Origin of the sequence: Pseudomonas sp. SZ57, assembly GCF_009495975.1 — a bacterium.
GTDB lineage: Bacteria > Pseudomonadota > Gammaproteobacteria > Pseudomonadales > Pseudomonadaceae > Aquipseudomonas > Aquipseudomonas syringae.
The window spans coordinates 42,605-67,111 of record NZ_WIBD01000023.1; the positions used below are offsets into that span (position 1 = coordinate 42,605).

Sequence of the window (24,507 nt, forward strand, 5' to 3'; positions counted from 1 at the left end):
GCATCAGATTTGTTGCAAATGTCCGTACAGTTTGGCGTACAGACCTCCATCGGCAATCAGCTGCTGATGGTCACCGTCTTCCACGATACGCCCGCCGTCGAACACCAGTACACGGTCCGCCTGCTTCACGGCCGACAGGCGATGGGCAATGATCAGCGTCGTACGGCTGCGCAGAAAACGTGCGAGCGCCTGATGCAGGTTGTACTCGGTGGCCGCGTCCAGCGCCGAGGTGGCCTCATCGAGGATCACCACCTTGGGGTCGGACAGCACCATGCGGGCGATGGCCATGCGCTGGCGCTGGCCGCCCGACATTCTGACTCCGGAGCGTCCGACCACGCTGTCCAGGCCCTGTGGCAGATCGCGTATAGCAGGGTCGAGTTGCGCAACCTCCAGCGCGCGCCAGCAGTCTTCATCGCTGCAGTCACGGCCCATGGTCAGGTTGGCGCGCACGGTGTCATTGAACAGGGCTGGATGCTGCAGCACCACGGCGACGTTCTCGCGCACAGTCTCCAGGCCGATATCCTGCTGGCTGACGCCGCCAAAACGGATCACCCCGGTACGCGCCGTATAGAGACCCAGCAGCAACTGCACCAAGGTGCTCTTGCCGCCGCCGCTGGCACCGACAATGGCGACCTTTTCTCCCGGCGCGATGTTCAGGTTCAACTGGTCCAGCACCAGGTCTTCGCCATAGCCGAAGGTCAGGCCACGCACCTCGACCCCTACGGTTTCCTTGCCTTCGAACGGGTCGGTGCCACCGGCATATTGCGGCTCGTCGGCACGCGCCAGCAGCTCGTTGATGCGCGTCAGCGCCCCGCCCGCCGCGTAGTAGGCGTATTGCAGGTTCAGCAGTTGCTCGACCGGCGTCATCATGAACCACAGGTAGCTGAACACCGCGAGCATCTGCCCGATGGACAGGTCCGAGAACAGCACCGTAAGCATTGCCGCGGCGCGAAAGATATCGATACCGAACTGGAACAGCAGCCCGCTGGCACGGCCCGAGGCGTCGCTTTTCCATTGTGAATTGATTGCGTAGTCACGCACTTCCTGCGCACGCACGCCCAGGCGCCCCAGAAAGAAGCCTTGTCGGTTCCCTGCCCTGACTTCCTGTATCGCATCCAGCGTCTCGCTCAGTGCCTGGGTGAACCGCGACGTGCTGTCGTTCTCCAGCTTCTTGAGGTGCTTGACGCGCTTGCCCAGTTTCACCGTGAGCAGAATGACCAGCGGGTTGAACAGCATGATCAGCAGCGCCAGCTTCCAGTGCATCCACATCAGAATGCCCGCAGTGCCTGCCAGGGTCAGCGTGGCCACCAACAGGCGACTGAGGGTTTCACCGACGAACTTGTCCAGCGTATCCAGATCGGTGACCAGGTGCGTGGTCACCGTGCCGCTGCCCAGGCTTTCGTATTCGCGCAGGGAAATGCGCTTGAGCCGCTCGATCAGCCGCAGCCGGATACGATAGACGATGTCCTTGGCCAGCCCGGCGAACAGCCGCGCCTGCAACACATTGAACACCAGCGCTCCGACCCGCAGCACCAGCGTTAACGACAGCATCAGGCCAATGTAGCCCGCCGCCTTTTGCCAGTTGCCAGGCAGCAGGTGATCCATGACCTTGAGCGCAGCATCGCCACGGCCCAGCAACACCTCGTCGACCAGCAACGGCAGCAGCAACGGGATAGGCACACTGCACAGTGTGGCCAGCACCGCGACACCGTTGGCCAGCCACAGGGACTTTTTATGCCGTAAGGCGAGACGACGGATCTCGGCCCAGCTCAATGCATCGCTGCGCGTGGCGTGCGGCTGTCGGGCAGCCTCAGGCACTTCATCATGCACTGGCTGCACGCTCCAGCCATCGACCCAGCAAGGGCGCAAGGCTGCTCAGCGGCTGATAACCGTTGGTCAGCAACGCCAGCTGACCGTTGCGCTCGGCCAGCAGGGTCGGGAAGCCGGCAATGCCCAGATCCTGTGCCCAGGCGAAATCGGCGGCGGTGGCCGCCTGCCGTTGCGGACTTTCGAACTCATCGGCAAATGCCTGACGCGACAGCCCCGTCTGCTCCGCGAGCTCAGCCAGCAATGACGGACGCGTTACGTCCCGGGCTTCGCTGTAGAACGCCCGCTGGATGAGTCCGACCAGTTGCCAGGCGCGATCCGGGTCCAGCTGCCGTGCCGCAGTCACGGCCAGGCAGGCAGGCGTGGTGTCGTAGACAAACCCTTCAGGCAGCGCACCTTCGCGACGAAACGGCTGGCCGGTGGCCTCTTCAACCGCCTGCCAGTGCTCAAGAATGTAACGACGCTTGGCCGGCTCCAGCGCCGCACCTTCGGAGCGCAGACCGCCCATGACCAGATGCAGCGGCACGCCCGCCGCCCGAGCCTGTTGCACCAACGCGTCGGCAACCGGAGCGAAGCCCCAGCACCAGGAGCACATCGGGTCCATGACATAGATCAGGCGGGCAGACATGGCTCAGGCCTCGGAAGGTAAACGATAGTTGCGACCGATCGGATGAGGCTGGTTACGTGCCTTGGCCAGTTCGATCTGCTTTTGCCGGTCGATGGCGCTGCGACGCGTCTTCTCGCTCAGCGAATCCCAGCAATGCGGGCAGCTGACGCCCGGCGAGTAATGCTCGCTGGCGCGGTCTTCGGCACTGATAGGCGTACGGCAGGCGTGGCACTGATCATAATCGCCTTCGGTCAGGTCGTGTCGCACCGTGACCCGATTGTCGAACACGAAACACTCGCCGCGCCAGTGACTTTCCTGCTCGGGGACCTCTTCCAGGTACTTGAGAATGCCGCCCTTGAGGTGATAGACCTCTTCAAAGCCCTCGCCGAGCATGTAACTCGACGCTTTTTCGCAGCGGATGCCACCGGTGCAGAACATGGCGACCTTCTTGTGTACTGCCGGGTCGAAATGCGCCTTGATGTATTCCGGAAACTCTCGAAACGACGTGGTCTTCGGGTCGATGGCGCCCTCGAAGGTGCCGATCGAGACTTCGTAATCGTTGCGGGTATCGATCAGCAGCACTTCCGGATCGCTGATCAGGTTGTTCCAGTCCTTGGGCTCGACGTACGTACCGACGCTCTTGTTCGGGTCGACGCCTTCGACGCCCAGGGTCACGATCTCTTTCTTGAGCTTGACCTTGGTGCGATAGAACGGCTGCTCGTCGCAGTAGGATTCCTTGTGGTCGATGTCGATCAGGCGCGGGTCGTTCTTCAACCACGCCATCAGGCCATCGATGCCTTCGCGACTGCCGGACACCGTGCCGTTGATGCCCTCGTCGGCGATCAACAGCGTGCCCTTGATGCCGTTGTCGATCATGGCCTGCAACAGCGGCTCGCGCAGTTCCACGTAATCGCTGAGGGTAACGAACTTGTACAGCGCAGCCACGACGATCGGCTGAGTCATCGGCTCTTGAGTCATGTATCTCTCCAGTGGCGACCCTCGCAAAGGGCCTACCGGGTAAAAAATTGCGGACCAAAAAAACGCACCGGCCAGGCGGCGCGGTGCGGATTCTAGCAAAAACCGGAGTACAGCAGGCAGCTCGGCGGGGCAATCGCCCCGGCAAGGGGGGCGGATCAGTAAAAAGCCCTGATCAATGCCCGCCGGCACAGGTAGGCGAAGCAGGCGCTGCACCGATCTTCGACCATTCTTCAGGCGTGTAAGTGTGCAACGCCAGTGCATGAAACTCGCCCATGAGCGGGCCCAGCGTGGCGTAAACCTTCTGGTGCCGCTTGACCGAGTTCAGGCCCTGAAACTGATCACTGACCAGAACAGCCTTGTAATGGGTCTGCTGACCACGACTGTGCATATGACTCTCGTCGAGCACTTGCAGGTGATGCGGTTGCAGCAGCGCAAGCGCCGACTCGATTCGTTGTTGCATGGTCATGATGGAAATCGCCTGTCAGGGCTTTTTGGCCGGAGCCGGAGCAGCTGCCTTGGCAGGTTCCAGTTCGGCAGTCATGTCAGCCAGCAGCTTGTTGACGACCGGAACAGCGCTTTCCAGCTTGCTCTGGGTCAGCTGGGCCGACTGCTGAGCCAGCTCAGGCATCTTGGTCATCACTTTCTTGCCCAGTGGCGACTGGTAGAACGCAACCAGATCCTTCAGCTCGCTTTCGGTGAAGTTGGCGGTGTACAGCTTGACCATCTCAGGCTTGAGCTTGTTCCAGCCAATGGCTTGGTCCAGAGCGGTGTTGGCCTTGGCCTGATAGGTTTCAAGCAGGGCTTTTTTCGACGCAGGTGCCTTGGTTTCAGCAAAACGCTGAGCGAACATCTGCTGAACCTGAGCGTAGACCGGAGCGCCCAGGCGATCGGCGTTGGCAAGCTTCAGGAACGTTTCGGCGCTCGCGTTGTGACTGGCGGTGTCGGCGAAGACCTGGCCGCTGGCACAGACCAGGGCTACCGCGGTACAAATGGCACGAAGACGGGTCATCGAGTTTCCTTATCTAGCAAACGAGGCATTACCCCAGGGCCGACCATTCTGCGCTTATCTGGGCTTTTGGCTCAACCCCCGGTTCACCCAGCGGTTAAAAAGCACTGCGCGGGAACCCTGTGGGCATATGGACACCTAACCCTGCAACGTACTTAAAGGAGTAAGACCAGTGAGCCGCACCGAAACCGACAGCATTGGCCCGATCGAAGTCCCCGAAGATGCCTACTGGGGCGCGCAGACCCAACGCTCACTGATCAATTTTGCGATTGGCGACCAGCGAATGCCGCTGCCCGTCCTGCACGCGCTGACTCTGATCAAGAAAGCCGCCGCACGAGTCAACGATCGAAATGGCGACTTGCCTGCCGACATCGCCCGCCTGATCGAGCAGGCTGCCGACGAAGTGCTCGACGGTCAGCATGACGCGCAATTTCCGCTGGTGGTCTGGCAGACCGGCAGTGGCACGCAGAGCAACATGAACGTCAACGAGGTGATCGCAGGCCGCGCCAACGAACTGGCTGGCCAGGGTCGTGGCGGCAAGTCGCCAGTCCATCCCAACGATCATGTCAATCGCTCGCAAAGCTCCAACGACTGCTTCCCGACGGCCATGCACATCGCCACTGCCCAGGCGGTCAAGGAGCAGTTGCTGCCCGCCATCGCCGAGCTGTCCAGCGGCCTGGCCGAACAGGCCGCGCGGCACATGAAGCTGGTCAAGACCGGGCGCACGCACATGATGGATGCGACGCCGATCACCTTCGGCCAGGAGCTGTCGGGGTTTGTCGCGCAACTCGATTACGCGGAAAAAGCCATTCGCGCAGCCCTCCCCGCCGTTTACGAACTGGCTCAGGGCGGCACGGCAGTTGGCACCGGGCTCAATGCGCCCAAAGGCTTTGCCGAGGCCATTGCCGCAGAACTGGCCGCTCTCTCAGGCCTGCCATTCGTCACCGCCCCCAACAAGTTCGCCGCGCTGGCCGGTCACGAGCCACTTGCAGCGCTGTCCGGCGCATTGAAAACGCTGGCCGGTACGTTGATGAAAATTGCCAACGACCTGCGCCTGCTGGGCTCAGGCCCACGTGCCGGGCTGGCAGAAGTCAGACTGCCTGCCAATGAACCCGGCAGTTCGATCATGCCCGGCAAGGTCAACCCGACCCAGTGCGAGGCCTTGTCGATGCTGGCCTGCCAGGTCATGGGTAACGACGTGACCATCGGTTTTGCCGCCAGTCAGGGTCACCTGCAACTCAACGTCTACAAGCCGGTGATCATTCATAACGTTCTGCAGTCGATTCGCCTGCTGGCCGATGGCTGCAGCAATTTCAACGAGCACTGCATCGCGGGCATGGAGCCGGATGGCGAAAAAATGGCCGAGCACCTGGAGCGCGGCCTGATGCTGGTCACCGCCCTCAATCCGCATATCGGCTATGACAAGTCGGCGCAGATTGCCAAGAAAGCCTACACCGAAGGTCTGACGTTGCGCGAAGCGGCATTGGCGCTGGGTTACCTGACCGATGAAGAGTTCGACGCCTGGGTGCGGCCGGATAAAATGCTCGAGGCAGGCAGTAATGGCTGATGCCAGAAGCGGCGCAACGCCGCTGGAAGGTAATGGCAAACGAATCCTGATGGTCTACGGCACGCCGAAGGCCATCAGTTTCTGTCACGCCCTGGGCGACGCCTATGCGCAAACGGCGCGTAGCGAGGGGCATGTGGTGCGGGTCATCAAGCTGGGCGAACTGGACTTCGATCCGATTCTGCACAACGGCTACGATCAGACTCAAACCCTTGAGCCCGACCTGCTCGAAGCCCAGCGTCAGATCCACTGGGCCGAGCATCTGGTCTTCGTCTACCCGGTTTGGTGGGGCGGTTTGCCTGCGTTGCTGACCGGCTTTTTCGACCGGGTACTGACACCGGGTTTTGCGTTCAAGGTCCACGGCCGCAAGCACTCATCCAATGAACTGCTTCGCGGCAGGACGGCGGAACTGCTGGTCGCCATGGACACGCCGCCGCGTTACTTTCAGTGGATTTACGGCGCGCCGGCGCACCGGCAGATGGTGCGGACCATACTCGGCTTTTGCGGGATAAAGACCAAACGCCTGACTGAGTTCGCCCCGGTACACAGCGCCAGCGAACAGCAGCGTCAGGAGTGGATTATTCAGGCGCAAGGGCTGGGCAGACGCTGATCTGCGCAGCCACCCGCACCTCAGGCCTGCGCCAGCCGGGCCTTGCGTGCCCTGAGGCCGGCGACCAGCGAAGGGCCCAGCGCAGTCAGCGCCGACCCGGCCACCACCAGCAACGCACCGCCGTAACCCAGCATGTTCAACTCTTCAGCCTGCACGTAATCCGGCCACAGCCAGGCGGCAACCGCCACGGCGGTCAGCGTCACCAACGGCGTCAAGGCAAGCGTCGCACTGACCCGCGAGGCCTCCCAGTGCGCCAGCGCTTCGGCGAAGGCACCGTAGGCCACCAGCGTGTTCAGACAGCAGGCCAGCAGCAGCCAGCCCTGCAACGGGCTCAACAGCAATGCCTCGGCAGGGTGCGCCCATGGCGTGAGCAACAGGGCGCAAAACAGGTAGATCACCATCATCACCTGCAGCGAATTCCACACCGTCAGAAGCTGCTTCTGACTCAGCCCGTAGAACGTCCATATGGTCGAGGCCAGGAGCACCACCAGCACGCCCAGGGTGTATTCGCCCAACGAGGTGAAAAGCTCCACCAGACGCTGATTGAAAAAGAACCCGAAGCCCACCAGCAGTACCATCAGGCCGATGCCCTGCCCCAGACTGAAACGCTCCTTGAACAGAAAGATGCTGCTGATCAGCAGAAAAATCGGACCGACCTGAACCAGCAATTGCGTGGTGCCAGGGCTCAGCAGGCGCAAGCCGATGAGGTACAGCACATAGTTGCCGACCAGACCGAACACCGCCAGCCCGACCAGCACCCTGCCCTTGCGCCCCAGTACCTTGAAGCTGGGCAGGCGCTTGACCGACGCCAGCCAGATGAACAACAGCGCTCCGGACACAGCCAGGCGGAACCAGGTCACGGTCACCGGATCCATCACCTGCAGCACCTGCTTGAGCTTGATCGGCAAAATGCCCCACAGCAGCGCGGTCAACAGTGACAGACAGAGGCCATAGACCCAGCGACCAGACGAGATGTGCATTGCAACTTCCGCAAGAGATAGAACAGAACACCCATTCTAGGCGCTGATCGGCAAAGCAACAGTTACAGCTGGGTGCAGTTAACGGCGCGAATTGTGTTCCTTACCCCTGGCCGCCGTGATTGCGCTGGTAGGTCTCACTGCCCATGGCCTGAATCTGACCTTCGATCAACGCATCGAACGGCTTCAGCAAGGCCTCGAACGAGTCAGGTGCTTCCAGCGTCTGCAAGGTATGCACGATGGCCTCGAGCGTCGACAAGGCCTCCGGGCCCGGCGCCTTGCGCAAGCGATAACGCGAAGCAGGCGCAGCGCCCGGCGTCACCCTTGGCAGCTCGGCGAGCAAGGGGTTGAGGTGCAGCAATTTGCGCGCCTTGCGCCAGGTGCCATCCGGCACGACCAGCAGCATGGGCAGCGAATCCTGCGCATAAGGCGTCAGCGTCTGCGCAGCGTCACCCGGAAACAGCAATCGCGGTTGATAGCCTGGCGGATTCAGAAGCGCCTGCAGATCGTCGAATACCTCGCCCACCAGCAACTGCGCATTGAGCAGACCGAGCGCGGCCAGTCGGGCGGTGTTCAAGGCATGGCCGACTTCATCGGGATGCTGCAGGATCAACACCCGCGTGCGGCTGTCCAGCTGTGGAATCAGGGCGCACAGACAATGCGTGGCAGGACGCAGACAGCGTTCACAACGGGCGCGGGACATCGATGGGCACTCGGTCAATCTCACAAGGTTAAAAAGGCTGCGCTGCGCGACGAATCAGCGTTGCGGCACACCGCCTGTCGAACAGCCAGGCATTTTAAACAAATCAGCGTCGCAAACGCGGGTCAATCCACAGCCGCAACGGCGATTTGAGCTAGCCTCATGGGTCTGGGCTGGAGAAATGAAGTACGCCTGCTGTATCTGACAAGATCCACATCAGGGGCTTTCATGAACCGCAAAGAGATCAGGCAAAAGGTATTCGACGCCCTGGGCATCATCCTAGTGGACAAGAGCGCCATTCAGGATAACGCAACGCTCGCCGATCTGGCCCTTGATGACGATGATATCGAGCGCTTTTTCCGCGCGCTGGAGGAAGCCTTCGATTTCACCCTCCCTGAAGCCATCAGGGAAAAAGCAATCGCCAGACCAGATCAGTTTGCGCTGAACAAGATCATCAAGCTGATTTTGCATGAGGTGAAAAAGGAACCGGGAAAGTCTGAGGAAAAGCCCGGGCATCAGCATTGAAAGCCGGCCCTTGTATCGGGACGCCCTGTGCGCCCCGACGAAACTCAACATGCTCACTACCCTGTGGCCAGGGTCAGGCGAGAGGCTTACCGGCGTTGGCGGCGACGATCATCGTCGGCACGAACCGGAATGGGTTGCAGTTTTGGGCGTTCTATCAGACCCAATGCAACGCCTACATCGTGGAGCCATTCTTGCAGTTTGCTATTCATAGAGCCCCCTTGAGGGAAATACTCGGCAGTCGATCCGTACTCATCACTCACTAGAGATCATAGAAGCAAATGAACTGTTAGCCGAGTGCAACGAGAAACAATTTTCCCGATGGAGCCAATGTGACATTTGTGCAGGATCGCTTCTAGTCTTTGCGACGGACGGCCTGTTACTGAACATTACGTCGACGAGTCGACCGGCTCAGTCTGGCGGACTGATCAGGCCATCGCCGTCGGTCATAGCCCGCTCCAGTAAATCGGCGGGCAGACTCTTGCTGGCGCGCGCACCCAGCAGTTTGAGTTGCTCGCTGCGGCTGATCAGGTTGCCGCGCCCTTCGGTCAGCTTGTTGCGTGCTGCCGAATAAGCCTTGTCAAGTTGCTGCAAGCGGTTGCCTACCTCATCCAGATCCTGGATGAACAACACGAACTTGTCGTACAGCCAACCTGCCCGCTCGGCGATCTCACGGGCGTTCTGGCTCTGACGCTCCTGCTTCCACAGGCTGTCAATCACTCGCAAGGTGGCCAGCAGGGTCGTAGGGCTGACAATCACGATGTTGCGGTCGAAGGCTTCCTGGAAGAGGTTCGGCTCGGCCTGCAAGGCGGCAGAAAAGGCGGCCTCGATAGGCACGAAGAGCAGAACGAAATCCAGACTGTGCAACCCTTCGAGACGTTTGTAATCTTTGCCCGACAAGCCTTTGACATGGTTACGCAGCGACAGTACGTGCTGCTTCAGCGCAGCCTGACCAATGACCTCGTCATCGGCAGACACATATTGCTGGTAGGCCGTCAGGCTGACCTTGGCGTCGACCACCACCTGCTTGTCGCCCGGCAACATGATCAACACATCAGGCTGAAAGCGTTCGCCGTCCGGCCCCTTGAGGCTGATTTGCGTCTGGTACTCACGGCCCTTTTCAAGCCCGGCATGCTCCAGCACGCGCTCCAGGATCAGCTCGCCCCAGTTGCCCTGGGTCTTCTGCCCCTTCAAGGCGCGTGTCAGGTTGGTCGCCTCATCACTCAAACGCTGATTCAACTGCTGCAGACGTTCCAGCTCCTTGGCCAGGGAAAAGCGTTCGCGCGCTTCGTTCTGGTAACTCTCCTCGACACGCTTTTCGAACGACTGGATACGTTCCTTGAGCGGCGTGAGCAATTGGCCCAGCTGCTGCTGGCTGGTCTCGGCGAAGCGCTGCTCGCGCTCATCGAAAATCTTGCCCGCCAGTTCGGCGAACTGCGCGCGCAGCTCATCCCGGGAACCCTGCAGATCGTTCAGGCGCTGCTGATGGCCATCCTGCTGTTCGCGCAGCTCAGCGTTAAGCGCTGCACACTGCGCATCAAGGCGACGCAACTCAGCCTCTCTGGCGGCACGCTCATGATTCCAGTCCTGCGCCGTTTCGCGCGCGTTATCGCTTTCCTGGCGCAGCAACTCGACCTCGCGGCGCAACGCCGCAAGATCAGCCTGCTTGGCGGCATTGGCCTGACTGAGGTCGCTGACCTCGTCACGGCACGCATCCAACTGGGCATTGAGACCTTCCTGCGCCATTTGCGCCATGCTCAGACGCTCATCGAGCAGCGCGCTCTCGGCCTGACGAGCGGCCAGCCGGCGCTGTAGATGCCAGAGCAGGCCCAGCAAGGGCAACGCTGCTGCGCCAAGCCCCAGTAACAGGCTGTTCAGGTCCAGTGCCATAAAGACTCCATGCGGGCTGAATAATAAAGGCCAGCGGCAGATTGGGTAGAGCGTGATAGTGCAGCAGAAACATCATCTCGGGTGAGACGGGATCAACAGGCGGGGGCAAATCGGGGGAACGGATTGTACGCGTTTTCAACACGGCACACAGCCCCTATTAGGGGGACATTTTGCGCGGGACAATCCACAGAAGCTGTGGATAACTCAGTGGACAACCCCCCTTTAACTTCCGCAAACGCAAGCAGCATGGGGCCTGCGCTCAAACTGACGATTTTTTCACCAGCTAAAAAAAACGATGTTTTTCATTGACTTAATAATTCACCATCATAAATCAAACCTTTAGCTTCGCTTGTGACAGTGATGTAGCAGCTTGTGCCGCTAATGTGCACAACTCCTCATCAAGGCCGTTTTTGGTCATTTCATGCATCATATTTTGCGTGCCCGAACGCATCGCATTCTCAATGAATACAAGGCTTTCAGCAGTTTTTCGGTTTCTGGCTCGACACGGGCGACGGCGCATTTCGCGCATTACTCTGGGCAATCAAAGCGACTCGGGCGACAAATTGCACATATTGCGGTCCAAGCACTGGCAAAAATGCAGCTCACCCTAATTTACGAACGATTCAGTGAAGGGATCCATGAAGGAGATAGCCAAGTTCTTCCTGCTGTTGTTGGCTGTCTGCCTCGTCGCCCTGGCAGTCAGTATCGTACTGCCACCCCCGGACGGCGGCGTGTTTGCCTACAGCGTGTTGCTGTCAGCGATCGCCCTGATGCTGATCATCTGCAGTGACCTGAGCAACGGGCGTATCAACGCGACAGGCGACATCATGCGCGCCATTGAAAGCCGCAGGTCGCTGCGGCTTACCATCACCGCCTACCTGCTGGGCTGCTCGATGGTTGCGTCAATCACCGTACTGATCTATCGATTGGCCGGGCACTGGTGAAGATTTATACACTGCCACTTGCAATGCCCCGATCAGGCGGGTAACATCGCCGCCGTTAGTACCAAGCTGAAAATCAATTCCGGTCGACAAGTCCCCCGACAGACACTCCTCCATGCGACGAGAATGTTGGCAACAAGGGATCGACCACCTCGATGGTTTCCAGACATGAACCTTTCGCGCTGATGCACCATTTGGGGTGACAGTGCCGACACGGCTCTCATGGTCTGCTTCAACCAGCCTGCAATTGATCAGGATCTTCACCCGGAGCGTAGAACCTTTGCTCCTGTTGTGTTGCCTGCCCTCCTAAGTACCTACCGGTCAGCCAGAGCGCCATACGATAAAGCGCGCTTCAACTGCCTGTCTTTGTTCCAGTCAGGTTCTCCGCCCAGCCAGGCTTTTGTATCAAATGTCGGCCCGCGTTTACTGGAATCTTTATTTTTGCACGGTATTGTTCCGTGTTGCTTCAGGAAACACCTTGAATATGAATACTCAGACTCAACATGCAATTCACACATTGACCAACGCTTTTGCCCCGATGAACTGCCTGATCATGGCCGCTCGCAAAGGCTGCTTCAGCTTCACCATCGTCAATGAACACGGCATCGCCCGCCACAGCGAACGCCTGTACCCCGATCAGTACGCCAGCGCCGAACCGCTGCAGGCCGTGATCGAGCGTACCCGTCAGGCCCTCATCGCCTGACGAAAACGCTGCACCGCAAGCCGAAAGCCCCGCACTGCAAAGGCGGGGCTTTTTTTATGCGCGCTTTGTATCCTCTGCATTACACAATGCCTGCAGCACTGGAACCTGCTCTAAATAGCAATTCCTACTCCCTTGAGGGGATTGTCCTACAAGAATAGCTCTAAATCGGGCTCCTCAGCCTATAGCGCGCCGTCGAAAATGTTGGTAATTTTCGACCGGTGAACAACAAGGAGTTCTAATAATGAAAATAATGACAAAAGCACTGAACCGGACAACGCTTGGACTCGCACTGGGTCTGGCCTCTTCTCAACTGCTCGCTGCCGGCTTTGCCCTCAACGAACAAAGCATCAGCGGCATGGGCACCGGCTTTGCAGGTCGCTCCTCGTCAGCCGATGACGCAAGTACCGTATTCGGCAACCCTGCCGGTATGTCCCGCCTTAAACGTGAAGAAATCAGCGTCGGTGCAGCTGCCGTGATCGCCAAGACCGATATCAAGAATGGTCGCGGTACATTTGGCGGCAGCAACGACGGCGACATGGTTCCGGTGGTCGGCGTACCCATGGGCTACTACGTCAAACCAATCGATGATCACTGGGCATTTGGTCTGGGCGTGTACGTACCGTTCGGCCTGGTCACCGATTACGAAAAAGGCTTCGCTGGCCGCTACTGGGGTGACAAGAGTCACGTCCAGGTCGTGACCTTTCAGCCGACCGTCAGCTATGCATTCAACGACAAGGTCTCCATCGGTTTCGGCCCGACGCTCAACCGTATCGACGGCGAGCTGACCTCGGCAACATTGAACTCCGCAACACCTGGCCGTAACGACGGCAAGGTGAAGATCGAAGGCGATGACACCGCAATCGGCTTCAATGCCGGTATCCTGGTGCAGGCTACCGACACCACTCGCCTGGGCCTGACTTACCACTCCAAGGTCGATTACAAGCTCAAGGGCAAGACCAAGATCGAAGGTTCGGGTTTCGGTCCTTTCGGCGGTCAGAAGTATGACGCTTCTCTGGACATCTCCACGCCTGAGTCCGTGGACTTCTCCATCACCCAGCAGATCGACGAAAACTGGACGGTCTATGCCGGCAGTACCTGGACTCGCTGGAGCCGCCTGCAAGACATCACCGTCAACAACGATGGCGTCCCTGCCCTGCTGGGCGGCTCTGCCGGCCCGATCGGCACCATCACCGAAGAACAGAACTGGCACGACACCTGGGCGCACGCCATCGGTGCTTCGTACAAGGTCAATAAAGAGTGGACGCTGCGTACCGGTTTCTCCGTTGATCAGTCGCCGACCAACAACGTCAACCGCTCCCCACGCATCCCGACGGGCGATCGCAAGATCATCAGCTTCGGTGCCGGCTGGAGCCCGACCGACGACCTGACCATCGACGTGGCGTACTCGTACCTGCGTGAAGACGAAACCAAGATCCGCGATTCCAGCGCGACCAAAGGTTCGTACAGCGCCGACTACCGCAACACCGCTCACGGCCTGGGCACTTCGGTTACCTATCGCTTCTGATAAGCAACTGCCAGGCTGAAAAAAGCCCGCAACCCGTAATGGTTGCGGGCTTTTTAGTGCGCGCCTGGTGCGCTCAGATCTGCATTGATTGACCAGCGTGCAGATACTCCGCGCCATTGACTGACTATCGTACAGATACTCCACGTCATTGACTGAATACCGTACAGATACTCCGCGTCATTGACTGACTACCGTACAGATACTCCGCGTCATTGACTGACTATCGTACAGATACTCCGCGTCATTGATTGACTATCGTACAGATACTCCGAGTCATTGATTGACTATCGTGCCGACGCTCCGCGTCGGCATGCAGTTCTGGACGCTCTGCGTCCTCTATGTGGCGCTCCGCGTCACACAAGGGTTCTGCGATGCCAGGTCGATTCAGACAAGACTCAAGCCACCCTTTTTTTTGCCCCCTAAGGCTTAGACGCAATCGCCTTCTCAATGGCTGCGATCAGCTCAGGATCATCCGGCTTGGTCATGCTGGAGAAGTTGGCGATGACCTTGCCCTGGCGATCAACCACGTACTTGTAAAAGTTCCAGCGCGGCGCACTGCTCTGCTCGGCCAGCACCTTGAACAAATGGGTTGCATCATCACCGCGCACCGCCTGCGGCTCGGTCATGGTGAAGGTCACGCCATAATTGACGTAGCAGACCTTGGCGGTCTCCTCACCATCCTTGGCTTCCTGTTTGAAGTCATTGGACGGCACACCCAACACTTCGAGCCCCTGCCCCTTGTAGCGCTGACTCAGCGCTTCAAGGCCTTTGAACTGCGGGGCGAAGCCGCAGAAACTGGCAGTATTGACCACCACCAGCGGCTTGCCGGCGAAGCGCTTGCACAGGTCGATGTTTTCCTTGGCGCGCAGCTTGGGCAGCTCGCCTTGCAGCAACGGCGGACAGTCGGCGGCCATTGCAGCACCGCTCATGGCCAGCAGCAAAAGAGGGATCGAAAAAAAGCGAATGTTCATCATGGCGGCCCTGAATATTGTTTTGGTCTGCCGACACGCTACCCCATGCAGGAGCGTCTGCCTAGCAAGCGCCCATTCCCAGTTGCAATGCGCCCAGCCCGACATGCTGCCAGGCCCACCAGAGCAATCCCAGCACCACCGCGCCCACCAGCAGCGCCGCCAGCAGAGGCCAGCGCCGACTCATGCCAGACTGCCCTGCGCCTGCAACCGCGCCACCGGGCGCTCGCGCACCGGCCAGTTGAGCGCTGCGGCAAGCAGACTCAGGAGTATCGAGACTTGCCAGATCAGGTCGTAGCTGCCGGTGCGGTCATACACCAGCCCGCCCAGCCAGCCACCGAGAAAGGCGCCCAACTGGTGAAACAGGAAGACAATGCCGCCCAGCATCGACAGGTTGCGCACACCGAACAGTGTCGCGACCGTACCGTTGGTCAGCGGCACGGTCGACAACCACAGCAAGCCCATCGCCACGCCGAACAGATACGCTGTGGTCTGGCTCAAGGGTATCCAGAGAAACAGCACGATCACCACCGCGCGCAACAGGTAAAGAACGGTCAACAGTCGGGGCTTGGACATGCGCCCGCCCAGCCAGCCTGCGGTGTAGGTGCCGAAGATATTGAACAGGCCGATCAGGGCCAGCACTGTAGTGCCGACCTTGGCGGGCAAGTGCTGATCCACCAGATAGGCCGGTAAGTGCACGCCAATGAATACCACTTGAAAGCCGCAGACAAAGAACCCCAGCGCCAGCAGCCAGAACCCCGAATGCGAGCACGCCTCGCGCAGTGCCTCGCCGAGGGTCAGTTCGACGCCGGTGGATACGCTCGGCGTATCCTTGAGCATACCCACCAGAGGCAGGATCAACGCCACCATCACGCCCAGCACCAGCAAGGCGCCGGACCAGCCCAGCCAACTGATCAAACCCAGTGTCCCGGGCAGCATGGCGAACTGACCGAATGAGCCGGCTGCGCTGGCGATCCCCATGCCCATACTGCGTTTTTCCGCAGGCAGCGCACGCCCCACGACACCCAGGATGACCGAAAACGATGTGCCGGACAGGCCGATACCGATCAGCAGACCGGCGCTCAATGAAAGGCTGAGGGAAGAATCGGCGGTACTCATGCACAACAGACCTGCGGCATACAGCACACCGCCGACGAAGACGACTTTCGCCGCCCCGAATCGATCTGCCAGCGCCCCGGCGAATGGCTGTGCCAGGCCCCACATCAGATTCTGCAGGGCAATGGCAAAGGCAAAGACTTCACGCCCCCAGCCAAACTCGGCGCTCATGGGCGCCAGAAACAGACCGAAGCCGTGCCGCGTACCCAACGAAAGCGCAAGAATCAGCGCGCTCCCCAGCAGAACCCAGCCACTGGTACGCCAGATCGATGTCATGGTTAAGCTCCCTGCGCTTTGTGTTACATGGTTTTACCCGCGATCCGCGAAGCTACGCGCTGCCGGTAAAAGCTGTCAACAAAGCGATGCGCAGGGTCTCAAAGCAACGCCAGCGTCAGCAGCACCGCCAACTCCAGCAGCTCGAGCAATGCCCCGGCCGTATCGCCGGTGCACCCGCCCAGACGGCGCATCATCAGCTGCCGCAGCCAGAAGAAACAGGCAGCGCAGACCAGCAATACGGTTACCCCTGACCAGCCAGCAAGCAGCACGCACGTAATGGCGGTGGCGAGCAAAACCTTGCGTCCAGGGCCGCGCGGCAGGTGATCGGCCAGCGCCTGCCCCAGCCCGCCGGAACGCACATACGGCGTCCCCAGAAACAGCCCAAGCATGGCCGCGCGTCCGATCACCGGCGCCAACAGCAGCCAGACACTGGCATGGCTCTCAATCAGCGCCAGAATCGCGGCAAACTTGAGCAGCAGCACCAGGACCAGCGTGACCACGGCGATAGGCCCGCTGCGTGGGTCTTTCATGATCTTCAAGGTGCGTTCACGGTCACCGAAGCCGCCCAGCCAGGCGTCAGCACTGTCGGCCAGACCGTCCAGATGCAAGCCGCCGCTGAGCAATACCCAGGCACTGAGTACCAGCGCGGCGTGCAGCATGAGCGGCGTACCACTGAGCAAGGTGTTGAAGCCCAGCAGCAGCGTGCCGAATACCGCCCCCACCAACGGGTAGTACAGCAAAGAGCGCCCCAGCTCTTCAGGGCGCGGCATGCCGGGCAGCCTAATAGGGAGGCTGCCGAGAAATTGCAGGGCGATCCAGAACGGCAGCATCTCAGATCTCCGTAATTACGCGATCAGCAGCGACCTGAATCGACAACAGCGCGCCATGCCCGACCACCACCTGCAACAGTTGCTCACGCGGCAAACCACGCGCCTGCGCCACCAGCAGGCGCATGACACCACCATGACTGACCAGCAACACGCGCTCACCGGCATAAGCCTGATGCAGACGCTCAACGGCACTCAATACGCGGTTCGAGAAATCCAGCACCGGCTCGCCGCTGGGAGGTGTGAAGGCGTAGGGATCCGCCCAGAACAGCCCCAAGCCCTCGGCATCGGTCTCCATGAGTTGCGCAGGGCTGTGCCCTTCCCAGTCACCGAAATGCAGCTCCTGCAGACCTGGCTCCAGGTGCAGAGGCAACGACAAGCGCTGCGCCAGCTCTTCGGAGAAACGTGCGCAACGTTGCAGGGGCGAGCTGACAATCCGCGTCCAGGGGCCGCCACCGACCACTGCCGCACGCATCTGCTGCCAGCCAGGCTCGGTCAGCGCGTCGTCGATGCTGCCGCGCAGGCCGCCGCCCAGTTCGGTTTCGCCGTGACGCAACAAGTCCAGGTGCAAGGTCATACGGGACGATCCGCCACAGCCGCTTCGGCAAACGTGGCCATGCCGTTGTGCAGCTCGCACGCCAGGCGCACCAGCGGCACCGCCAGTGCGGCACCGCTGCCCTCACCCAAACGCAAACCGAGGTCCAGCAACGGTTCGGCCTGCAGCGTTTCCAGCAGATGCCGATGGCCCGGTTCGGCGCCCCGATGACCGAACAGCAGCCAGTTACGGCAGGAAGGGTTCAGGCGCACCGCCACCAGCGCGGCCACGCTGCAAATGAAACCGTCGACCAGTACCGCAATTCCTTCCTGCGCGCAGGCCAGGTACGCACCAGCCAGTGCGGCGATTTCGAAGCCGCCCAGACAGAACAGGCTGCTCAACGGGTCACCCGCCTGCTCGGCGTGCAATGCCAGTGCGCGCTCGATGACGTGGGTCTTGTGCTGAATACCCTCGGCGTTCAGCCCGGTGCCCGGACCGACCAGCAATCGCGCGGCGCACTCCAGCAGCGAGCAGGCGACTGCGCTGGCGGCTGTGGTGTTGCCGATGCCCATCTCGCCACCGATGAACAGTTCGGTGCCGACAGCCTTGGCGCGCAATACGCTGTCACGCCCGGCCTGCAGGGCGGCGAGCCCCTGCTCGACACTCATGGCCGGCCCCTGTACAAAATTGGCGGTGCCCGCGCCAATGCGCAGATGGCGCACCCCAGGCAAACCCATTGGCGACACGGTGCCCAGATCGACCACGTCCAGTTGCGCGGAGAGCTGACGCGCCAGCACGCTGATCGCGGCGCCGCCATTGACGAAGTTGTGCAGCATCTGACCGGTGACTTCCTGTGGGTACGCCGACACACCTTCGGCGACGACACCATGATCAGCGGCGAAAATCGCGATCCACAGTTGATCCGCGGCCGGACGCTCACGCCCCTGCAGACCAGCCAGCTGTACCGCCAGGCGCTCCAGTTGCGCCAGCGAACCGGCGGGTTTGGTCAGTTGCTGCTGACGGGCCAGTGCCGCCTCGCGCATTGGCACATCAATGGCCTGTGCGGGCTCGAGCCACCAGGAATTACTCATAGCGCGGTTCCTTTCAACGTCAGGGGCAAGCCGGCAACGGTCAACACGACACGCTGGCAACGCTCGGCCAGCGCCTGATGCAACAGGCCGGCTTCATCGACATAGCGACGGGTCAGTTCGCCGAGCGGCACGACGCCAAGCCCGGTTTCGTTGCTGACAAAAATGATTTCACCCGGCAGCCCGGCAAGGCTGTCGAGCAGGGATTCACGTTCTTGAAGCAGGCGCTCGGGGTTGTCGAGCATCAGCAGATTGGTCAGCCAGAGGGTCAGGCAATCGACCAGCAGGCAGCAATCGGGCGCCGCATTTTCGCGCAGCACCCGCGCCAGCTCGATCGGCTCTTCGACCAACCCCCAGTGCTCGGGACGGCGCGCGCGATGACTGGCAACACGCTGATTCATTTCGCCGTCCAGAGGCTGACTGGTGGCGATGTAGGTCACACTCAGCGCGCTGTCGGCGGCCAGTTTTTCCGCCAGACGACTCTTGCCGGAACGCGCGCCGCCGAGGATCAATTGCAGCATTCAGTTCGCCTCCAGGCCACACAGTTCGCGAAGCAATGGGCCGTCCAGGTGCTTTTCCACCAGGTCCGCCAGACGTTCGATGTCGCGCTCGCGCAGGGCGTGATAATCGACGGACTGCACGTTCGTCAACCCCGCCCAGCGCAGCAACGCACTACAGGTCGCAGGTGATTCGAACAGGCCGTGCAGGTAAGTCCCCAGCACCTGGCCGTCGACACTCTGCGCGCCATCGCAACGCCCGTCGTCCAGTTGCACGGCAGCCTGCTCCAGCGCCGGCCCCGTCGTTACCCCGGCATGAATTTCGTAACCGCTGACCTCGGCATCTTCCAGGGTCAGACGACCGCGCACATTGCGCAGTTGCTTTTCCGCTTCCAGCACCGTGCTCATGGCCAGTAGGCCAAACCCGGCGCTGGACCCGGCTGCGCCTTCCAGCCCGAGCGGATCATGTACCTGCTCACCGAGCATTTGCAGGCCACCGCAGATCCCCATCAGCTTGCCGCCGTAACGCAAATGCCGCTCGATGGCGGTGTCCCAACCATTGTTGCGCAGGTAGTTGAGATCGCTGCGCACACTCTTGGAGCCGGGCAGAATGATCAGGTCCGCAGGAGGAATCGCCTGGCCGGGACCGATGAACTGCAGATTGACCTGAGGGTGCAGGCGCAACGGGTCGAAATCAGTGTGATTACTGATGCGAGGCAGCACCGGGACCACTACGTTCAGCACATGCTCGACCTTGTCGGTCTGGCGCTGATCCAGGCCGTCTTCGGCTTCCAGATGCAGGTCCATCACGTAGGGCAGCACGCCAACCACTGGCTTGCCGGTGCGTGCTTCCAGCCAGTCTAGGCCCGGCTGCAACAAGGCGATGTCGCCGCGAAAACGGTTGATGATGAAACCCTTGACCCGCGCCTGCTCGCTGGGCGACAGCAACTCGAGCGTGCCGACCAGATGGGCAAACACCCCGCCACGATTGATGTCGGCAATCAGCAACACCGGGCAGTCGACCGCCTCGGCAAAGCCCATGTTGGCGATATCGTTGGCGCGCAGGTTGATCTCGGCCGGAGAACCCGCACCCTCGACCACAATCACCGGATAGCTTTCACCCAGGCGCCGATGCGATTCCAGCACCGCCTGCATGGCGATCTCTTTGTAGCCGTGATACGCCACCGCGTTCATGGTGGTCACGGCGCGGCCGTGAATGATCACCTGCGCGCCTGTGTCACTGTTGGGCTTGAGCAGCACCGGGTTCATATCGGTGTGCGGTTCGAGGTAGCACGCCTGCGCTTGCACGGCCTGTGCGCGGCCAATCTCGCCGCCGTCCGCAGTCACCGCGCTGTTGAGCGCCATGTTCTGCGGCTTGAACGGCACGACCTTGACGCCCTGACGAGTCAGCCAGCGGCACAGGGCCGTCACCAGGGTGCTCTTGCCGGCATCGGAAGTGGTGCCTTGTACCATCAGCGTGCTCATGGGTATTCCTTGCGGTATTCAAGCAGAACATCGTGCAGCCGCAGCCAGTCGGCCTCGTCGCAGGGCAGACCGAAACGCAGACTGGACGATTCGGAGGTGTCACCCTTGAACAGGCGCAACAGCACGCCGCGCTGCGCACAAAACTCATAGAGCGTTTGCGCTTCAGGGGTCACCAGCCATTGGAACAGCGCACAGCCGCCTTGCGGGGTCAGGGCGTAGCAGTCGAGCAACGCCACCAACCGCTCGCGGGCCTGCTCACAGCGCGCACGCTGGCGGGTCTGCCCCTGCTGATCACTGAGGCACACCTGGCCGATGATCCGGGTTGGCCCACTGACCGACCAGGGGCCGATTTCCTGCGCCAGCATCCTCAACAGCACCGGCTCGGCCATGACAAAACCAAGCCGGACACCGGCCAGGCCGAAAAACTTGCCAAACGAACGCAGGACGATCAGCCCGTTGCGCCACGTCTCGGCCGCCAGGCTCATGCCCGGCGTGTTATCCATGAAGGCTTCATCGACGACCAGCCAGCCACCGCGCTCGGCCAGCCGCGCATGCCACTCCAGCAGGCGCTCGGCGCTCACGTGCAGGCCGGTTGGGTTGTTGGGGTTGACCACCACCAGCACGTCCAGGCTGTCGAGGAAGTAGTCGACCTCCTGCTCACCCACCTCACGGACCACGAAACCGTTCTTGCGCCAGGCATGCGCGTGCTCTGCGTAGCAGGGCGACAGAACGCCGACCCGCCCTCCGCTGCGCACCCGCGGCAATGCCTGAATCGCAGCCTGCGAACCGGACACCGGCAATAACCGGGACACGCCGTAATAAGTGCAGGCCGCTGCTTCCAGGCCATCGTCGGTCTCGGGCAATCGCGCCCAGGCACGCGTCGGAATCTCCGGGATGGGCCACGACCACGGCGCGATCCCGGTGGACAGGTCCAGCCAGTCGTCCAGATGGATGCCGTAATGCTGCGCCGCCGCGCGCAACCGCCCGCCGTGCTCAAGCATAAAATTCAGCCGCCACGCAGATGACCAGCAGCCATAACCAGACGCCGCGCTGCACCAGTTGCCAGCCGCGATCGATCGAGTCTGCATCAGCAGGCGCACCCTCACCCAGTTGCGGACGCTGATGAAGCTCGCCGTGGTAGATCGCCGCGCCGCCCAGCTCGACACCCAGTGCGCCTGCACCAGCGGCCATCACCGGGCCGGCATTCGGACTGTCCCAGGCCGGGGCCTGCGTACGCCAGCAACGCAGCGCCAGTCGGGTCTTGCCCAGCAAGGCGTAGGTCAATGCCACAAGACGTGCGGGAATATAGTTGAGCAGATCGTCGATCTTCGCCGCAGCCCAGCCAAAACGCTCAAAGCGCTCGTTGCGGTAACCCCACATGGCGTCCAGCGTATTGCTCAGCCGATACAGCACCACGCCGGGCGCACCGGCCACGACAAACCAGAACAGCGCCGCGAACACCGCATCGCTGCCGTTCTCCAGCACAGACTCGGTGGCTGCGCGGGCGACTTCGGTAGCGTCCAGCTCGGTGGTCTGGCGACTGACCAGATAACCGACCCGCTGACGTGCTTCAACCAGATCATCACTGCGCAGCGCTTGCGCCACCGGCTGAACGTGCTCGCCCAGGCTGCGCATGCCCAGCGCGCAATACAGCGCCAGAATCTCGAACAGCCAGCCCACGCCAGGCAACCAGCTCAGCAGCGTGGCCAGCAGCGTCAGCGGTACAACGGTGATGACCCAGGCAGTAACGCCGTGACTGCGCCAGCCACGGCCGCCACTGTTGAAGCGCTGCTCGACCCGACTGGCGAAGTTGCCGAACGCCACCAGCGGATGCCATCGTTTGGGCTCACCGAGCAGCGCATCCAGCGCGACCCCGGCGACGCTCAACAGCGCCACACTCATTGACTCACTCCCCATTGATTCTCGTACAGCAGCTCATGCAGCGGACGCGCCTGCGCCCAGCCTTCCATCACCAGCATTGGCGCGGGATAAAATTCTTTGACCGGGCCCAGACATATGATCGCCAGCGGCTTGGCGCCGTCAGGCATGCCCAGCAGTTCGGCCAGCGCCTCGGGGTCGAACAGCGACACCCAGCCCATGCCCAGGCCTTCTGCACGCGAGGCCAGCCACAGGTTCTGGATTGCGCAGGACAACGAAGCCAGGTCCATTTCCGGCAAGGTGCGACGGCCGAAAATGTGCTGCTCTCGCCCTTCCATCAGCGCGGCGACCAGCACTTCTGCGCAGTCGTTGATGCCTTCGACCTTGAGCTTCATGAACTCGTCGGTTCGCTCACCCAGCGCCTCGGCGGTACGAATACGCTCTTCCTCTACCTGCGCCTGCATCCTGCCGCGCAATAGCGGGTCGCTGATGCGGATGAAGCGCCACGGTTGCATCAGCCCGACGCTGGGAGCCTGATGCGCAGCCTCCAGCACGCGTGCCAGCAGCTCGGGCGCGACCGTGCCGCCGATGAAGTGGCGCATGTCGCGACGTTCGGCGATGGCGCGGTACACCGCAGCTCGCTCTTCGGGGCTGAACGCTTGCTCGGTCATGGTTTGAACAGCGCCGCAATCGCCTGAGGGCAGGAAGGAAAATAGAAATGCACGTAGGACGCGGTCAGGCGACCCAGGCGATAAACCGCTTCTGCGCCGCGCCCGCCATTGGGGCTGACGCCACGGGCAATCGGCTGCAGCTCGGTGCTGGTCAGCGAATGATGATAAGTGTGGCCGTGCAGCGTGCCCTCGGGCAGCTCGACGGCTTGCAACGCCAGCGCCGCCAGACGCTTCTGCATGACCGCTTCACCGGACAGCAAGCCGACCAGTTCGGCGCGCACGCCCTCGACATCGGTCAAGGCTTCGAGCAAATAGAGCATGCCGCCGCACTCGGCCAGAATCGGCTTGCCGGCAATATGGTGAGCCCTGATCGAAGCCTGCATCGTGCCATTGGCGGCCAGCGCAACGTGGTGCAGCTCCGGGTAGCCACCGGGCAGGTACAGGCTGTCGGCGTCGGGCAACTCGCGATCATGGATCGGCGAGAAGAAACTCAGCTCGGCACCCATGTTCCTCAGCAGGTCCAGGCTCGCGCCATACAGAAAGGCAAAGGCCTCGTCGCGCGCGATGGCGATGCGTACGCCGCGCAGCAGCGGCTCGACCTGAACCGGGTCGGGCGCAGTGAAGGTCACGGCCGGCGGCAAGGCCACTTCACAGGTGCTGGCAAGCGCCGCAGCCGCCATGTCCAGACGCACGTCCAGATCGTTGAGCTCACTGGCCTGGACCAGCCCCAGATGGCGGCTGGGCAGTTCGAAGCCGACTTCCCGGGACAGTGCGCCGTACCAGCGCAGGCCTTCGGTCAGGCTGTTCTCCAGCAACTGCGCATGGCGTACCGTGCCGACGCGATTGGCCAGCACGCCGGCGAACGGCAGATCAGGCTGGTAGCGCGCCAGGCCCAGCGCCAGTGCGCCAAACGTCTGCGCCATGGCCGTGCCGTCGATCACACCGAGTACCGGCACGCCAAAATGCCGGGCCAGGTCGGCGCTCGATGGCGTGCCATCGAACAGGCCCATGACCCCCTCGATCAGAATCAGGTCCGCCTCATCAGCCGCTTCCCACAGCAGGCGACGGCTTTCATCGGCACCGACCATCCACATGTCCAGTTGATAGACCGGCGCGCCACTGGCCCGCTCGAGAATCATCGGGTCGAGAAAGTCCGGGCCGCACTTGAACACCCGGACCTTGCGCCCCTGGTTGCGGTGCAGGCGTGCCAGTGCAGCGGTCACCGTGGTTTTGCCTTGCCCGGAGGCAGGCGCAGCGATCAATACCGCCGGGCAATCACGCGGGGCTCTCATTGCAATGCGCTCAATGATGAAGGG

Annotated in this window: 27 protein-coding genes; 6 read left to right on the forward strand and 21 right to left on the reverse strand. The window is 61.3% G+C overall.

Going from position 1 to position 24,507, the window contains the following annotated elements:
• Positions 1–3: 3 nt before the first annotated feature.
• The 5 genes from GE543_RS19950 to GE543_RS19970 all read right to left on the reverse strand — a co-directional run bounded on the left by GE543_RS19950 (position 4) and on the right by GE543_RS19970 (position 4,421).
• Positions 4–1,830 carry an ABC transporter ATP-binding protein gene (locus tag GE543_RS19950; protein WP_004411187.1) on the reverse strand — a complete coding sequence of 609 codons (1,827 nt, stop codon included), beginning with the start codon at positions 1,828–1,830 and terminating at the stop codon, positions 4–6.
• Positions 1,823–2,455, reverse strand: a complete 633-nt coding sequence (locus tag GE543_RS19955; RefSeq protein WP_003418139.1) for a DsbA family protein — start codon at positions 2,453–2,455, stop codon at positions 1,823–1,825. Before GE543_RS19955 ends, GE543_RS19950 begins: the two co-directional genes overlap by 8 nt.
• Positions 2,456–2,458: 3 nt before the next feature.
• Positions 2,459–3,412: a rhodanese-related sulfurtransferase gene (locus tag GE543_RS19960; protein WP_080344030.1), complete on the reverse strand. Its 954-nt coding sequence runs from the start codon at positions 3,410–3,412 to the stop codon at positions 2,459–2,461.
• Between the two features lie 172 nt (positions 3,413–3,584).
• Entirely contained in the window at positions 3,585–3,878 is a 294-nt protein-coding gene (locus tag GE543_RS19965) for a BolA family transcriptional regulator (protein WP_003314638.1), read from the reverse strand.
• A gap of 15 nt (positions 3,879–3,893) precedes the next feature.
• A complete protein-coding gene (locus GE543_RS19970; protein ID WP_003314637.1) occupies positions 3,894–4,421 on the reverse strand; it encodes a DUF2059 domain-containing protein in 528 nt (175 codons plus the stop codon).
• A 169-nt stretch (positions 4,422–4,590) separates the two neighbouring features.
• Between GE543_RS19970 and GE543_RS19975 the strand changes: the two genes are divergently transcribed.
• Both GE543_RS19975 and GE543_RS19980 read left to right on the forward strand, forming a co-directional pair.
• Positions 4,591–5,985: a class II fumarate hydratase gene (locus tag GE543_RS19975; protein WP_003342769.1), complete on the forward strand. Its 1,395-nt coding sequence runs from the start codon at positions 4,591–4,593 to the stop codon at positions 5,983–5,985.
• On the forward strand, positions 5,978–6,592 hold the full coding sequence (locus GE543_RS19980) for an NAD(P)H-dependent oxidoreductase (RefSeq protein ID WP_103696736.1): 615 nt from the start codon (positions 5,978–5,980) through the stop codon (positions 6,590–6,592). Before GE543_RS19975 ends, GE543_RS19980 begins: the two co-directional genes overlap by 8 nt.
• 20 nt (positions 6,593–6,612) lie before the next feature.
• Here the strand turns inward: GE543_RS19980 and GE543_RS19985 are convergent, their stop codons facing one another.
• Positions 6,613–7,572: a DMT family transporter gene (locus GE543_RS19985; protein WP_153222211.1), complete on the reverse strand. Its 960-nt coding sequence runs from the start codon at positions 7,570–7,572 to the stop codon at positions 6,613–6,615.
• Between the two features lie 100 nt (positions 7,573–7,672).
• Positions 7,673–8,272 (reverse strand): tRNA-uridine aminocarboxypropyltransferase, encoded by a 600-nt coding sequence (locus GE543_RS19990; protein WP_003418149.1) that lies wholly within the window; start codon positions 8,270–8,272, stop codon positions 7,673–7,675.
• A gap of 225 nt (positions 8,273–8,497) precedes the next feature.
• Here GE543_RS19990 and GE543_RS19995 point away from each other — a divergent pair, with 225 nt between their 5' ends.
• Positions 8,498–8,794, forward strand: coding sequence for a hypothetical protein (locus tag GE543_RS19995; RefSeq protein ID WP_153222212.1), 297 nt, complete (start codon positions 8,498–8,500; stop codon positions 8,792–8,794).
• A gap of 86 nt (positions 8,795–8,880) precedes the next feature.
• On the opposite strand, the gene GE543_RS27660 is transcribed toward GE543_RS19995, so the two are convergent.
• Both GE543_RS27660 and rmuC read right to left on the reverse strand, forming a co-directional pair.
• Positions 8,881–9,003 carry a PA1414 family protein gene (locus tag GE543_RS27660; RefSeq protein WP_003418154.1) on the reverse strand — a complete coding sequence of 41 codons (123 nt, stop codon included), beginning with the start codon at positions 9,001–9,003 and terminating at the stop codon, positions 8,881–8,883.
• Positions 9,004–9,202: 199 nt separating this feature from the next.
• A complete protein-coding gene (rmuC, locus tag GE543_RS20005; protein WP_161420716.1) occupies positions 9,203–10,567 on the reverse strand; it encodes a DNA recombination protein RmuC in 1,365 nt (454 codons plus the stop codon).
• A gap of 752 nt (positions 10,568–11,319) precedes the next feature.
• Between rmuC and GE543_RS20010 the strand changes: the two genes are divergently transcribed.
• The 3 genes from GE543_RS20010 to GE543_RS20020 all read left to right on the forward strand — a co-directional run bounded on the left by GE543_RS20010 (position 11,320) and on the right by GE543_RS20020 (position 13,850).
• Positions 11,320–11,625 carry a hypothetical protein gene (locus GE543_RS20010; protein ID WP_003418158.1) on the forward strand — a complete coding sequence of 102 codons (306 nt, stop codon included), beginning with the start codon at positions 11,320–11,322 and terminating at the stop codon, positions 11,623–11,625.
• A 481-nt stretch (positions 11,626–12,106) separates the two neighbouring features.
• Positions 12,107–12,325: a hypothetical protein gene (locus GE543_RS20015; RefSeq protein WP_002554588.1), complete on the forward strand. Its 219-nt coding sequence runs from the start codon at positions 12,107–12,109 to the stop codon at positions 12,323–12,325.
• A 241-nt stretch (positions 12,326–12,566) separates the two neighbouring features.
• The gene (locus GE543_RS20020; RefSeq protein WP_004411199.1) at positions 12,567–13,850 is read left to right on the forward strand and encodes an OmpP1/FadL family transporter; all 1,284 of its coding nucleotides are present in this window, start codon (positions 12,567–12,569) and stop codon (positions 13,848–13,850) included.
• A 419-nt stretch (positions 13,851–14,269) separates the two neighbouring features.
• On the opposite strand, the gene GE543_RS20025 is transcribed toward GE543_RS20020, so the two are convergent.
• The 12 genes from GE543_RS20025 to GE543_RS20075 form a co-directional block, all read right to left on the reverse strand.
• Positions 14,270–14,821 (reverse strand): glutathione peroxidase, encoded by a 552-nt coding sequence (locus tag GE543_RS20025; RefSeq protein WP_003314628.1) that lies wholly within the window; start codon positions 14,819–14,821, stop codon positions 14,270–14,272.
• 61 nt (positions 14,822–14,882) lie between these two features.
• The gene (locus tag GE543_RS27515; RefSeq protein ID WP_003314627.1) at positions 14,883–15,005 is read right to left on the reverse strand and encodes a hypothetical protein; all 123 of its coding nucleotides are present in this window, start codon (positions 15,003–15,005) and stop codon (positions 14,883–14,885) included.
• Positions 15,002–16,210, reverse strand: a complete 1,209-nt coding sequence (locus tag GE543_RS20030; RefSeq protein WP_003434384.1) for an MFS transporter — start codon at positions 16,208–16,210, stop codon at positions 15,002–15,004. Before GE543_RS20030 ends, GE543_RS27515 begins: the two co-directional genes overlap by 4 nt.
• 98 nt (positions 16,211–16,308) lie before the next feature.
• On the reverse strand, positions 16,309–17,040 hold the full coding sequence (locus tag GE543_RS20035; protein ID WP_153222213.1) for an adenosylcobinamide-GDP ribazoletransferase: 732 nt from the start codon (positions 17,038–17,040) through the stop codon (positions 16,309–16,311).
• A 1-nt stretch (position 17,041) separates the two neighbouring features.
• The gene (gene cobC, locus GE543_RS20040; protein WP_153222214.1) at positions 17,042–17,614 is read right to left on the reverse strand and encodes an alpha-ribazole phosphatase family protein; all 573 of its coding nucleotides are present in this window, start codon (positions 17,612–17,614) and stop codon (positions 17,042–17,044) included.
• Entirely contained in the window at positions 17,611–18,663 is a 1,053-nt protein-coding gene (gene cobT, locus GE543_RS20045) for a nicotinate-nucleotide--dimethylbenzimidazole phosphoribosyltransferase (RefSeq protein ID WP_153222215.1), read from the reverse strand. The genes cobC and cobT overlap by 4 nt, the downstream gene beginning before the upstream one ends.
• Entirely contained in the window at positions 18,660–19,181 is a 522-nt protein-coding gene (gene cobU / locus GE543_RS20050; protein WP_153222216.1) for a bifunctional adenosylcobinamide kinase/adenosylcobinamide-phosphate guanylyltransferase, read from the reverse strand. The genes cobT and cobU overlap by 4 nt, the downstream gene beginning before the upstream one ends.
• A complete protein-coding gene (locus GE543_RS20055; RefSeq protein WP_153222217.1) occupies positions 19,182–20,642 on the reverse strand; it encodes a cobyric acid synthase in 1,461 nt (486 codons plus the stop codon).
• Positions 20,639–21,643: a threonine-phosphate decarboxylase CobD gene (cobD, locus tag GE543_RS20060; protein WP_153222218.1), complete on the reverse strand. Its 1,005-nt coding sequence runs from the start codon at positions 21,641–21,643 to the stop codon at positions 20,639–20,641. Before cobD ends, GE543_RS20055 begins: the two co-directional genes overlap by 4 nt.
• Complete coding sequence (gene cbiB / locus GE543_RS20065; protein WP_032612230.1) at positions 21,636–22,544, reverse strand: adenosylcobinamide-phosphate synthase CbiB; 909 nt, start codon at positions 22,542–22,544, stop codon at positions 21,636–21,638. The genes cobD and cbiB overlap by 8 nt, the downstream gene beginning before the upstream one ends.
• Positions 22,541–23,191: a 5,6-dimethylbenzimidazole synthase gene (bluB, locus tag GE543_RS20070; protein ID WP_046236198.1), complete on the reverse strand. Its 651-nt coding sequence runs from the start codon at positions 23,189–23,191 to the stop codon at positions 22,541–22,543. The genes cbiB and bluB overlap by 4 nt, the downstream gene beginning before the upstream one ends.
• On the reverse strand, positions 23,188–24,483 hold the full coding sequence (locus tag GE543_RS20075; protein WP_004411231.1) for a cobyrinate a,c-diamide synthase: 1,296 nt from the start codon (positions 24,481–24,483) through the stop codon (positions 23,188–23,190). The genes bluB and GE543_RS20075 overlap by 4 nt, the downstream gene beginning before the upstream one ends.
• Between the last annotated feature and the right edge of the window lie 24 nt (positions 24,484–24,507).